The sequence below is a fragment of the Marmoricola sp. RAF53 genome (assembly GCF_052114005.1).
Classification (GTDB): domain Bacteria; phylum Actinomycetota; class Actinomycetes; order Propionibacteriales; family Nocardioidaceae; genus Marmoricola.
Genome location: NZ_JBFRDX010000016.1, coordinates 18,108 through 30,102, shown reverse-complemented (window position 1 = coordinate 30,102; position 11,995 = coordinate 18,108). Strand labels below are relative to the sequence as shown.

11 protein-coding genes are annotated in these 11,995 nt (G+C 71.7%); 5 read left to right on the top strand and 6 right to left on the bottom strand.

What is annotated here, in order from left to right:
- The first annotated feature begins 6 nt into the window (after nt 1-6).
- The 5 genes from gap to AB4Y76_RS14540 all read left to right on the top strand — a co-directional run bounded on the left by gap (nt 7) and on the right by AB4Y76_RS14540 (nt 3,725).
- Complete coding sequence (gene gap, locus AB4Y76_RS14560; protein WP_441926478.1) at nt 7-1,002, top strand: type I glyceraldehyde-3-phosphate dehydrogenase; 996 nt, start codon at nt 7-9, stop codon at nt 1,000-1,002.
- A gap of 1 nt (nt 1,003) precedes the next feature.
- Entirely contained in the window at nt 1,004-2,209 is a 1,206-nt protein-coding gene (locus AB4Y76_RS14555; protein ID WP_441926476.1) for a phosphoglycerate kinase, read from the top strand.
- 8 nt (nt 2,210-2,217) lie between these two features.
- On the top strand, nt 2,218-3,012 hold the full coding sequence (gene tpiA / locus AB4Y76_RS14550) for a triose-phosphate isomerase (protein ID WP_441926474.1): 795 nt from the start codon (nt 2,218-2,220) through the stop codon (nt 3,010-3,012).
- A 47-nt stretch (nt 3,013-3,059) separates the two neighbouring features.
- Nucleotides 3,060-3,296, top strand: a complete 237-nt coding sequence (gene secG / locus AB4Y76_RS14545) for a preprotein translocase subunit SecG (protein ID WP_441926472.1) — start codon at nt 3,060-3,062, stop codon at nt 3,294-3,296.
- A gap of 69 nt (nt 3,297-3,365) precedes the next feature.
- Nucleotides 3,366-3,725, top strand: coding sequence for an RNA polymerase-binding protein RbpA (locus tag AB4Y76_RS14540; protein WP_441926470.1), 360 nt, complete (start codon nt 3,366-3,368; stop codon nt 3,723-3,725).
- Between the two features lie 50 nt (nt 3,726-3,775).
- Here AB4Y76_RS14540 and pgl read toward each other — a convergent pair whose 3' ends face one another.
- The 6 genes from pgl to tkt all read right to left on the bottom strand — a co-directional run bounded on the left by pgl (nt 3,776) and on the right by tkt (nt 11,946).
- A complete protein-coding gene (gene pgl, locus AB4Y76_RS14535) occupies nt 3,776-4,486 on the bottom strand; it encodes a 6-phosphogluconolactonase (RefSeq protein WP_441926468.1) in 711 nt (236 codons plus the stop codon).
- Complete coding sequence (locus AB4Y76_RS14530; protein ID WP_441926466.1) at nt 4,483-5,394, bottom strand: glucose-6-phosphate dehydrogenase assembly protein OpcA; 912 nt, start codon at nt 5,392-5,394, stop codon at nt 4,483-4,485. The genes pgl and AB4Y76_RS14530 overlap by 4 nt, the downstream gene beginning before the upstream one ends.
- Before the next feature lie 22 nt (nt 5,395-5,416).
- The gene (zwf, locus tag AB4Y76_RS14525) at nt 5,417-6,952 is read right to left on the bottom strand and encodes a glucose-6-phosphate dehydrogenase (RefSeq protein WP_441926464.1); all 1,536 of its coding nucleotides are present in this window, start codon (nt 6,950-6,952) and stop codon (nt 5,417-5,419) included.
- Complete coding sequence (locus tag AB4Y76_RS14520) at nt 6,949-8,634, bottom strand: glucose-6-phosphate isomerase (RefSeq protein ID WP_441926462.1); 1,686 nt, start codon at nt 8,632-8,634, stop codon at nt 6,949-6,951. Before AB4Y76_RS14520 ends, zwf begins: the two co-directional genes overlap by 4 nt.
- Nucleotides 8,631-9,746: a transaldolase gene (tal, locus tag AB4Y76_RS14515; protein WP_441926460.1), complete on the bottom strand. Its 1,116-nt coding sequence runs from the start codon at nt 9,744-9,746 to the stop codon at nt 8,631-8,633. Before tal ends, AB4Y76_RS14520 begins: the two co-directional genes overlap by 4 nt.
- Before the next feature lie 61 nt (nt 9,747-9,807).
- Complete coding sequence (gene tkt, locus AB4Y76_RS14510) at nt 9,808-11,946, bottom strand: transketolase (RefSeq protein WP_441926458.1); 2,139 nt, start codon at nt 11,944-11,946, stop codon at nt 9,808-9,810.
- Between the last annotated feature and the right edge of the window lie 49 nt (nt 11,947-11,995).

Sequence of the window (11,995 nt, the reverse complement as noted above, 5' to 3'; positions counted from 1 at the left end):
ATCGCTGTGACTGTCCGCGTGGGAATCAACGGCTTCGGCCGCATCGGCCGCAATTTCTTCCGGGCGGTTCGTGCGTCCGGTGCCGACATCGAGATCGTCGGTGTCAACGACCTGACCGATCCCGCCGCCCTGGCGCACCTGCTCAAGTTCGACTCGATCCTGGGTCGCCTCGACGCGGACGTCTCCGCCGACGGCTCCACGATCTTCGTCGGCGACCAGAAGGTCGCCGTCAGCGCCGAGCGGGACCCGTCCGCCCTGAAGTGGGGCGACCTCGGTGTCGACGTCGTCGTCGAGTCGACCGGCTTCTTCACCGACGCGACCAAGGCCCGCGCCCACGTCGACGCCGGTGCCAAGAAGGTCATCATCTCGGCGCCGGCCTCCAACGAGGACATCACCATCGTGATGGGCGTGAACCACGAGCTGTACGACCCGGCCGCGCACACCGTCATCTCGAACGCGTCCTGCACGACCAACTGCCTCGGGCCGATGGCGAAGGCGCTGCACGAGGGCCTGGGCATCAACAAGGGCCTGATGACCACCATCCACGCCTACACCGCGGACCAGAACCTCCAGGACAACATCCACAAGGACCCGCGCCGCGCCCGTGCCGCCGCGCTGAACATGGTCCCGACCTCGACCGGTGCCGCGAAGGCCATCGGCCTGGTGCTGCCCGAGCTCAAGGGCAAGCTCGACGGCTACGCGATGCGCGTCCCGGTCCCGACCGGCTCGGCGACCGACCTGTCCTTCGAGGCCGCTCGCGAGACCTCGGTCGAGGAGGTCAACGAGATCGTCAAGGCCGCGGCCGACGGCAAGTTCCTCAAGTACTCGACCGACCCGCTGGTCTCGACCGACATCGTCACCGACCCGGCCTCGTGCATCTTCGACGCCCCGCTGACCAAGGTCATCGGCAACCAGGTCAAGGTGCTCGGCTGGTACGACAACGAGTGGGGCTACTCGAACCGCCTCGGCGACCTGATCACCCACATCGGTTCCTCGCTCTGACGTGGGCGGTCTCGCTGCATCTGATGTGAACCGTCTGGGCGATCTCACCGGGAAGCGCGTCCTGGTCCGGTCGGACCTGAACGTGCCGCTGGACGACGGGAAGATCACCGACGACGGCCGGATCCGGGCGTCGCTGCCGACGATCCAGGAGCTCGCTGCTGCGGGCGCCCGGGTCGTCGTGATGGCGCACCTCGGCCGACCCAAGGGCGCCCCGGACCCTGCCTACTCGCTGGCTCCCGTCGCGGCGCGTCTCGGCGAGCTCCTCGGTACGCCGGTGGCGTTCGCGACCGACACCGTCGGTGACTCGGCGACCGCGACGGTCGCCGGGCTCGCCGACGGCCAGGTCGCGCTGCTGGAGAACGTCCGCTTCAACGCGGGCGAGACCAGCAAGGACGACGCCGAGCGCGGCGCCTTCGCCGACCAGCTCGCCACCCTCGGCGACGCGTTCGTCAGCGACGGGTTCGGCGTGGTGCACCGCAAGCAGGCCTCCGTGTACGACGTGGCGCAGCGGCTGCCGCACGCGATGGGCGGCCTGGTCGCGGCGGAGATCGACGTCCTGGAGCGGCTCACCGAGCGCCCCGAGCGTCCCTACGTCGTCGTCCTCGGCGGCTCCAAGGTCTCCGACAAGCTCGGTGTGATCGACAACCTGCTCGGCAAGGCCGACAAGCTGCTCATCGGCGGCGGCATGCTCTTCACCTTCCTCAAGGCGCAGGGCAAGGAGATCGGGACCTCGCTGCTCGAGGAGGACCAGATCCCGGTCTGCCTCGACTACCTGGAGCGCGCCCGGGCCCAGGGCGTCGAGCTGCTGCTCCCGGTCGACGTCGTGGTGGCCGACAAGTTCGGCGACGAGGCCTCGGCGCGGGTGGTCGCGGCCGACGCGATCCCGGCCGGCACGGTCGGCCTCGACATCGGCCCGGAGTCCGGCAGGCTGTTCGCCGCGGCACTGGCCGACGCGAAGACGGTCTTCTGGAACGGTCCGATGGGTGTCTTCGAGCAGCCCGCGTTCGCCGAGGGCACCCGCGCGGTCGCGCAGGCCCTCACCGAGGTCGACGGCCTGTCCGTGGTGGGCGGCGGCGACTCGGCCGCGGCGGTCCGCCAGCTGGGCTTCGACGAGGACGCCTTCGGGCACATCTCGACCGGCGGCGGCGCGTCGCTGGAGTACCTGGAGGGCAAGACCCTCCCCGGCATCGACGTACTGAAGGACTGACCCAGGACATGGCAGCCGCTCGCACCCCGCTCATGGCGGGGAACTGGAAGATGAACCTGAACCACCTCGAGGCCGTGCACCTCGTCCAGAAGCTGGCGCTCGCGCTGGCGGACAAGAAGCACGACTTCGGCAAGGTCGAGGTCGTCGTCGTTCCCCCGTTCACCGACATCCGCTCGGTGCAGACCACGGTCGACGGCGGGCAGCTCCAGGTGAAGTACGGCGCCCAGGACGTCTCGTCGCACGACGACGGTGCCTACACCGGCGAGATCTCCGCGGGGATGCTGGCCAAGCTCGGCTGCTCGTACGTGGTCGTCGGGCACTCCGAGCGCCGCCAGTACCACGGTGAGGACGACGCCCTGGTCAACGCCAAGGCGCACCAGGCGCTCAAGGGCGGGATGACCCCGATCGTCTGTGTCGGCGAGGGCCTGGAGATCCGCCAGGAGGGAACGCACGTCGCGTACACCGTGGCGCAGGTCGACGGCTCGCTGGCCGGCTTCACCGCGGCACAGGTCGCGGACCTGGTGATCGCCTACGAGCCGGTCTGGGCGATCGGCACCGGCGAGGTGGCCACCCCCGAGGACGCCCAGGAGGTGTGCGCCGCGATCCGTGCCCGCATCGCCGAGACCCACGGCGAGGAGGCCGCAGCGGGAGTCCGGGTGCTGTACGGCGGCTCGGTCAAGGCGGCGAACGTCGCCGGGATCATGAAGAAGGCCGACGTCGACGGCGCCCTCGTCGGCGGGGCCAGCCTGGACGCCGACGAGTTCGGCGGCATCTGCCGGTTCTACGACATGCCGGTGCTCTGATCCTCCCGGAGGGTCCCCAGCACAACCCCGTCAGTTAGGATTCCGCCGTGGTCATCGTCTTCGAGGTTCTGCTCGTCATCACCAGCCTGCTCATGATCGTTCTCGTGCTGCTGCACAAGGGGCGCGGGGGCGGTCTGTCCGACATGTTCGGCGGTGGTGTCTCCAGCGGCCTCGGCGGCTCGTCGGTCGCCGAGCGCAACCTCGACCGGATCACGGTCGGCATCGGGCTCGTCTGGTTCGCCTGCGTGGTCGGGCTGGGCCTGCTGCTCAAGACGAACAACTAGTCCCGGGGCGTCGACCCTTCTCTCAGCTTCACTTTGTCGTGTTGGTGCGGACACTCGTAGGAGAACTTGGTGGCAGGCGCAGGTAACGCAATCCGGGGCAGCCGTGTAGGCGCCGGCCCGATGGGTGAGGCGGAGCGGGGTGAGGCCGCTCCTCGGCAGAACGTCACGTACTTCTGCTCCCGCGAGCACCGGACCCTGATCGCGTTCGCGATCGAGGCACAGGTGCCCGACGAGTGGGACTGCCCGCGCTGCGGCCTGCCGGCGAGCCTGGACTCGGACAACCCGCCGCCGCCGACCAAGATCGAGCCGTACAAGACGCACCTGGCCTACGTGAAGGAGCGTCGCTCCGAGGCCGAGGCGAAGGACATCCTCGAGGAGGCGCTGCAGACCCTGCGCGCCCGCCGGAAGTCCGGCGACGTCATCTTCTGAGCACACCGTCGAACGGCCCGCCCCCGCTGGGGACGGGCCGTTCCGCGTCTTCAGCCGGCCGCGGCCTCGTCCACGAACCAGGTGACCGACGGACCGCTGATCCCGCGGGCCGGGGTCTCCTCGACGGAGCCCTCGAAGGCCCAGGCGCGGGCGGTCGCCGCGGCCTTCTCGGCGCCGGTGACGAGGAACCAGACCGCCTTGGAGCGGTTCAGCGCCGCGAAGGTGAGGCTGACCCGCTCCGGCGGCGGCTTGGGGGAGCCGGTGACCGGGACGGCGATGGTGTCGTCGCGGTCGAGCTGCGGGAAGCCGGGGAAGAGCGAGGCGACGTGCCCGTCGGGCCCCATCCCGAGCATGACCAGGTCGAAGGCGCCGCCGCCCTCGGCGCGCAGCAGGTCGCCGTACCGGGTGGCCGCGGTGACCACGTCCGGGCAGCCGGTGCTGTCCGGGACCGGGTGGACCCGGGTGGCGCCGACGGCGCGCAGGAAGTCCTCCCGCGCCTGCACCTCGTTGCGGTCGGGGTCGCCCGCGGGCACGAACCGCTCGTCGCCCCACCAGAAGACGACCCGCCCCCAGTCGATCCCGTACGACGCCGCGCGCGCCGCGACCTGCCGGTGCACGAGCCGGGCGACGGTCCCGCCGGTGAGCGCCACCTGCGGCACCTCACCGCGCTCCTGGGCGGCCCGGATCCGGGTGAGGAACCGGTCGGCGACGGCGTCGGCCACCGCCTGCGGGTCGGACAGCACGACGATGTCGCGCGTCACGACGAGCGGTCCAGCTTGAGCAGCCGCTTCGCCGCGGCGTGGTAGACGTCGTCCTCGTCCAGGCGGCGCAGCTCCTCGGCCAGCAGGGCCGGGAGGTCGCGCCGGCGGAGCGCGACCGGACGGTCCGGCCGGCCGGGCGAGGAGAAGACTGCCAACCGCCCGTCGGAGCGGGCGATCCGGATCGGCCCCTCCTTGGTGTCGAGCACGACCTCGGTGATCCCCGGCCCGGCCGAGCTGCTGCGGTCGACGGGCACCTTGAGGCGGTCGCTGAGCCACGCCTGGAGCAGGTCCGCGCTCGGGCTGATCCGCTCGGCGGTCACCTCCGCGCGGCGCACCTTGAGCGGGTGCTGGTCGAGGGCCGCCGCCAGCAGCGCCCGCCACGGGGTGATCCGTGTCCACGCCAGGTCGGTGTTGCCCTTGCTGTAGGACACGCACTGGGCGCGCATCGCGGTCTTCTTGCTGCGGGTGGCGGCCGCAGCGTCGGTGATCCGGCGCTGCGCGAGGGCGCCCAGCGGATCCGCGGCCGGGTCGGCCGGCGCGTCGGTGGGCCACCACGCGACCACGGGGGAGTCCGGCAGCAGCAGGGGCAGCACCACGGACTCGGGGTGGCGGACGACCTCTCCGCGCAGCCGGATCATCGCCGTCTCGCCGGTCCAGTCGTCGCCGATGCCGACCTGCGCGTGCACGGCCGCCCTGCCCCGGGCGTCGCCCAGGATCACGCCGAGGACGCGCGCCGGGTGCTCGCGGGAGGCGAGCCGGGCGGCTCGCAGCGCGTCGTGGGCGGCTTCCTCGTCCACGACGATCACCAGCGTCATCACCATGCCCATCGCGGGGCTGCCGGCCTTGGTACGGGCCCGCACGAACTCGGCCGCGATCTCCGAGGAGTTGGTGTCGAGGAGCTCGATCATCAGGGTCGCCTCGCTCTGCTCATCACGGCCTCCGCCAGGTGCGCCCGTCGCGGGCCAGCATCGCGTCGGCCGACGCCGGTCCCCAGCCACCCGAGGCGTACTCCTCGGGGCGGCCCTTCTTCGCCCAGTGATCGAGGACGGGGTCGAGGATCTGCCAGGAGACCTCTACCTCCTCGTGCCGCGGGAAGAGCGGCGGGTCGCCGAGCAGCACGTCCAGGATGAGGCGCTCGTAGGCCTCCGGCGAAGCCTCGGTGAACGAGCCGCCGTAGGCGAAGTCCATGTTGACGTCGCGGATCTCCATCGCGGTGCCGGGGACCTTCGAGCCGAACCGGATCGTCATGCCCTCGTCGGGCTGGACCCGGATCACGATGGCGTTCTGGCCGAGCTCCTCGGTCGAGGTCGCGCTGAACGGCTGGTGCGGCGCCTTCTTGAAGACGATGGCCACCTCGGTGACCCGGCGGCCGAGGCGCTTCCCGGTGCGCAGGTAGAACGGCACCCCGGCCCAGCGGCGCGTCTCCACGAGCAGGGTGACCGCGGCGTAGGTCTCGGTCGTCGAGCGCGGCTTGATGCCGTCCTCCTCGGTGAACCCGCGCACCTGCTCGCCGCCCGCCCAGCCCGCGGCGTACTGGCCGCGCGCGGTGGTGAGGTCGAGCCGCTTCGGGAGCGACACCGAGCGCAGCACCTTGAGCTTCTCGGCGCGCAGGCTCTCCGCGTCGAAGGAGGTGGGTTCCTCCATGGCGACCAGCGCCATCAGCTGGAGCAGGTGGTTCTGGATCACGTCCCGGGCGGCGCCGACGCCGTCGTAGTAGCCCGCCCGGCCACCGATGCCGACGTCCTCGGCCATCGTGATCTGGACGTGGTCGACGTAGTTGCCGTTCCAGATCGGTTCGAAGAGGTTGTTCGCGAACCGCATCGCCAGGATGTTCTGGACGGTCTCCTTGCCGAGGTAGTGGTCGATCCGGAAGACCGATCCCGAGTCGAACACCTGCCCGAGGATCTCGTTGAGCTCCCGCGCCGACTCCAGGTCGTGGCCGAACGGCTTCTCCACGACGACCCGACGCCAGGAACCGGGAGTCGGCTCGGCGAGGCCGTGCTCCTTCAGCTGACCGGCCACCGCCCCGAAGAACGTCGGCGGGATCGCGAGGTAGAAGGCGTGGTTGCCGCCGGTGCCGCGGGACTCGTCCAGCTCCTCGATGGTGCGCCGGAGGTGGTCGAAGGCGACGTCGTCGTCGAAGTCACCGGGCACGAACCGGAAGCCTTCGGCGAGCTGGCGCCAGACCTCCTCGCGGAACTCGGTCCGGGCGTGCTCGCGGACCGAGTCGTGCACGATCTGGGCGAAGTCCTGGTCGGCCCAGTCCCGGCGGGCGAACCCGACCAGGCTGAACCCCGGTGGCAGCAGGCCCCGGTTGGCGAGGTCGTAGATCGCCGGCATGACCTTCTTGCGCGACAGGTCGCCGGTCACGCCGAAGAGCACCATGCCGCAGGGACCGGCGATCCGGGGGAGACGACGGTCCTCCGGGTCGCGGAGCGGGTTGACCCACCCCGCCGTGTCGGTCACAGCGCGGCTCCGTCAGCTGCCCCTTGGGGCACCTCCAGCAGGTCGCTGAGCACGCGCAGACCGGCCTCCTGGTCGGTCAGGTGCAGCCGCAGCACGGGCCGGCCGTGCTGGGCGAGGACGCTGGCGTCCCCGACGGCCTGTGCGGCGATGAACTCCCCGAAGGTGAACGGCCGGCCCGGGATCTCGAGGTCCTCGACCGGGGTGCCGGTGACCTGGAGGAAGACCCCGCAGGCGGGGCCTCCCTTGTGGTACTGCCCGGTCGAGTGCAGGAACCGCGGGCCCCACCCGAACGTCGTCGGCCGGCCGGTGCGCACCGCGAGATGGTCGCGGACGTTGGCCAGCGCCGCGTGCGCCGCCCGGTCCAGGTAGGCCGTCACGGCCAGGTAGCCGCGCTCGCCGTCGAGTCGGCTCAGCAGGGTGGCGACGGCGGCGGCGACGCTGCTGACGCCGTCCAGCAGGCCGTCGCTGCCGAAGACCTGGACGGGCCCGTCGGTGAACGCCGGCTCCGGGGCGTTGGTCCCGCCCTCGAGCATGTCGCGCGCCGCCTGCTTGGCGCTCTCGACGTCGGGCTGGTCGAAGGGGTTGATCCCGATCACCCGGCCGGCCACCGCGACGGCGTACTCCCAGAGCAGGAAGGCGGCGCCCAGCGGCGCGGACACCGCGGCGCCGTACCCGGACGCCGGACGGACCTCCTCGTCGAGGCCGCCGATCGTCACCAGGACCTCGTCGGGCGTGCTGGGCAGGTAGTTCGGGGCGTCGACGCCGGACACGACGACGGGCAGGATGCCCTTGCCGTCCTTGCCGGTCGACTCCGCGATCAGCTGCTCGGCCCAGTCGCCGAAGCCGCAGGGCCGACCACCGTTCTCGGCCAGGACGACCTTGTCGGCACCGGCCCGGTTGGCCAGCCCGAGCAGCGCGCCCAGCCGCAGCCCCGGGTTGGCGGGGGAGTCGGCCTCCAGCGCGGGCTGGATCGCGGCCGCCTCGTCGAGCAGGGCGCCGACGTCGACACCGGCCAGGCCGCTGGGGACGAGGCCGAACGCGGTCAGCGCGGAGTACCGGCCGCCGACGCCGGAGTCGGCGTGGAAGACCGGGTAGCCGGCCGCGGTCGCCGACTGGTCGAGCGGCGAGCCGGCGTCGGTCACGACCACCAGGTGGTCCTTCGGGTCCCGCCCGGCGGCCGTGAGCGCCGCTTCGTAGACGCGCTTCTGGCTGTCGGTCTCGACCGTCCCGCCGGACTTGCTGGAGACCACGACGATGCTGCGCTCGAGGCGGTCGGACAGGGCGGACCGGACGTAGTCCGGGTCGGAGGAGTCCAGGACCGTCAGCGGGACCCCGGCGGCGGCGGTGATCACCTCCGGAGCCAGTGACGAGCCGCCCATGCCGCAGAGGACGACGTGGTCGAGTCCGGCGGCGTTGCGCTCGGCCCGCAGCGCCTCGATCCGGCCGACCAGCGCGCGGGACTCCTCGGCGAGTGCGACCCAGCGCAGCCGCTTGGCGGCTTCCGCCTCGGCCTCCGCACCCCACAGCGTGGCGTCCTGGCGGGCGATCCCGGAGGCGACGCCGTCGGCGACGAGCTCGTCGACCAGGTCCGCGTAGGCGGCCTCGTCCCGGTAGCCGAAGTAGAGCTCGAAGCCGCCCGTTCCGGCGGTGGTGTTCCAGCTGACCGGCGGCTCCTCGCTCATCGTGCCCCGGCCTCCCGGGCGGCGGTGAGGCTGGCCTCCACCGTCCCGAGGAGCTCGTGCCACGCGGTCACGAACTTGTCGACGCCCTCGCGGATCAGCACCGCGATCACGTCGTCGTAGTCGATCCCGGCTGCCGCCAGTGCCACCATCGTGTCCTCGGCGTCGTCGTAGAACGGCCGCACCCGGTCCCCGGCGATCTCGCCGTGGTCGGCGACCGCTTCCAGCGTCTTCTCCGGCATCGTGTTGACCGTGTTCTCCACGACCAGCTCGACGACGTACATGGTGTCGTCGTAGTCGGGGTTCTTGACGCCGGTCGAGGCCCACAGCGGACGCTGGCGACGGGCGCCGGCCTCCTCCAGCTCGGCCCACCGGCCGGTGGCGAAGAACGACTCGTAGGCCCGGTAGGCGAGCCGGGCGTTGGCGATGCCGGCCCGGCCCTTGAGCGCCGGATCGGCGCCGGCCTCGTCGAGGCGCTTGTCGATCTCGGTGTCCACCCGGGAGACGAAGAACGACGCCACCGAGTGGATCGCGGAGACGTCGTGGCCGTTCGCCTGCGCCTGCTCGATGCCCTCGAGGAAGGCCTCCATGACGTCCTGGTACTGGGCCAGGCCGAAGATCAGGGTGACGTTGACGCTGATGCCGGCGGCCAGCGTCGCGGTGATCGCCGGGCAGCCCTCGGCGGTGCCGGGGATCTTGATCAGCAGGTTCGGCCGGTCCACCGCGTCCCAGAGCCGCTTCGCCTCGGCGATCGTCGCCCCGGTGTCGTGGGCGAGGTCGGGGGAGACCTCGATCGAGACCCGGCCGTCGACCCCGTCGGTCGCTTCCCAGACCGGCCGCATCACGTCGCACGCGTTCCGGACGTCCGTCGTGGTGAGCTCGAAGACGGTCCGGTCCACGTCACCGCCGTCGGCGGCGATCGTCGCGACCTGGTCGTCGTAGCGCTCACCGTCGGCCAGCRCCACGGCGAAGATCGACGGGTTCGTCGTCACCCCGACGACCGAGGAGTCCTTCACCAGCTCGGCGAGGTTCCCGGTCTCGAGGCGCTCGCGGGACAGGTCGTCGAGCCAGATGGACACACCTGCCTCGGACAGCTTCTTCAGACGATCGGACATCAGCGTTCCTCTCCCTCGTTGCTCCCGTACGGCGGTCTGCGGTTCGGCTCGGGCGCCCTGCTCAGCGGCTCTTCGCCTCCACGGACCGGACGCTCTCCTCGGCGGCCAGCACGACCGCCTCGGCGGTGATCCCGAACTCCCGGAACAGCGTGCTGAAGTCGGCGGACCCGCCGAAGTGCTCCAGCGAGACGCTCTTGCCGTGGTCGCCGACGATCTCGCGCCAGCCCAGGGCGATGCCGGCCTCGACGCTGACCCGGGCCTTGACCATCGGCGGGATCACGCTGTCGCGGTAGGCCTGGTCCTGGGCGTCGAACCACTCGCGGCACGGCATCGAGACGACCCGGGCGGCGATGCCCTTGGCGGCCAGCTGCTCGCGGGCGGCGACGGCCAGCTGGACCTCGGAACCGGTGCCGACGAGCACGACGTCGGGCTCGCCCTCGGCGTCGAGCAGGACGTAGCCGCCCTTCGCGACGCCCTCGGTGCTGCCCCAGTGCTGGCCGGACTCGTCGTTCCCGCGCGGGAACGTCGGGACGTTCTGGCGGCTGAGCGCGAGCGCGACCGGGCGGTCGGTGTGCTCCAGGGTCGCCTTCCAGGCGGCCACGGTCTCGTTGCCGTCGGCCGGCCGGACCACGTCGAGGCCCGGGATCGCGCGGAGCGCGGCGAGGTGCTCGACCGGCTGGTGCGTCGGGCCGTCCTCGCCGAGGCCGATCGAGTCGTGGGTCCAGACGTAGATCGTCGGCAGCTTCATCAGCGCGGCGAGCCGGACCGCGGGACGCATGTAGTCGGAGAACACCAGGAAGGTGCCGCCGAACACGCGGGTGCCGCCGTGCAGCGTGATGCCGTTCATGATCGAGCCCATGGCGTGCTCGCGGATGCCGAAGTGCAGCACCCGGCCGTAGGGGTCGCCGGTCCAGTCGTGCGTCTGGAACTCGGTGGGCGTGACGCTCTTCGCGCCCTTGATGGTGGTGTTGTTCGAGCCGGCGAGGTCGGCCGAGCCGCCCCACAGCTCGGGCAGGTGCTCGGCGACCGCGTTGATCACCTGGCCGCTGGCGACCCGGGTCGCGACACCCTTGGCGTCGGCGGGGAAGGTCGGCAGGTCGGCGTCCCAGCCGGCCGGGAGCACCCGGCCCTTGAGCCGGTGCAGGAGCGCGTCCCGCTCGGGGTTGGCGGCGGCCCAGGCGGCGTACTGCTCGTCCCAGGCGGCGCCATGGGCCTTGCCACGCTCCAGCAGGCCGCGGGTGTGGGCGAGTACGTCGGCCGGCACCTCGAAGGTCTGCTCGGGGTCGAACCCGAGGATCTTCTTGGTCGCGGCGATCTCCTCGGCGCCGAGCGCGGAGCCGTGCGAGGCCTCGGTGTTCTGGGCGTTCGGCGCGGGCCAGGCGATGATCGTGCGCAGCACGATCAGGCTGGGCTTGTCGGTGACGTCCTCGGCGGCGTCGAGCGCGTCCCAGAGCGCCGGGACGTCCTCGTGGTAGCCGGCRCCGTCGGTGTGGTCGCCGTCCTTGGTCCAGTCGACCACCTGGACGTGCCAGCCGTAGGCCTCGTAGCGCTTCGCGACGTCCTCGGTGAAGGCGATGTGGGTGTCGCCCTCGATCGAGATCCGGTTGGCGTCGTAGACGACGGTCAGGTTGCCGAGCTGCTGGTGGCCGGCGATCGAGGAGGCCTCGGCGCTGACGCCCTCCTCCAGGTCGCCGTCGGAGCAGATCGCGTAGACGTGGTGGTCGAACGGGCCGTCTCCGTTGAGGGGGCCGTCGGGGTCGAACATCCCCTTCTCGCGACGGGCGGCCAGTGCCATGCCGACCGCGTTGGCGACGCCCTGGCCGAGCGGACCGGTGGTGGTCTCCACGCCGGCGGTGTGCCCGTGCTCCGGGTGGCCGGGGGTGCGGCTGCCCCAGGTCCGCAGCGCCTTGAGGTCGTCGAGCTCGAGCCCGAAGCCGCCCAGGAAGAGCTGCGTGTAGAGCGTGATCGAGGAGTGGCCGCAGGAGAGGATGAACCGGTCGCGGTTCGACCAGGCGGGGTCGGCCGGGTCGTGGCGCATCCGCTTCTGGAACAGCAGGTAGGCGGCCGGGGCGAGGCTCATCGCGGTGCCGGGATGGCCGTTGCCGACCTTCTGCACGGCATCCATGGCCAGCACGCGGGCGGTGTCCACCGCGCGCTGATCGAGGTCGGTCCAGTCCAACGGGGTGCGGGTGCTGCTCAAGGCAGAAGGTCCTCTCGGCCGCTTCAGGTGTGATTCAGATGTGATCTTG

Bases quoted from the DNA above. Each gene is read 5' to 3' on its own strand.
- tpiA (WP_441926474.1), top strand. From the start codon at position 2,218: ATGGCAGCCGCTCGCACCCCGCTCATGGCGGGGAACTGGAAGATGAAC.
- AB4Y76_RS14530 (WP_441926466.1), bottom strand. From the start codon at position 5,394: ATGATCGAGCTCCTCGACACCAACTCCTCGGAGATCGCGGCCGAGTTC.
- AB4Y76_RS14520 (WP_441926462.1), bottom strand. From the start codon at position 8,634: ATGAGCGAGGAGCCGCCGGTCAGCTGGAACACCACCGCCGGAACGGGC.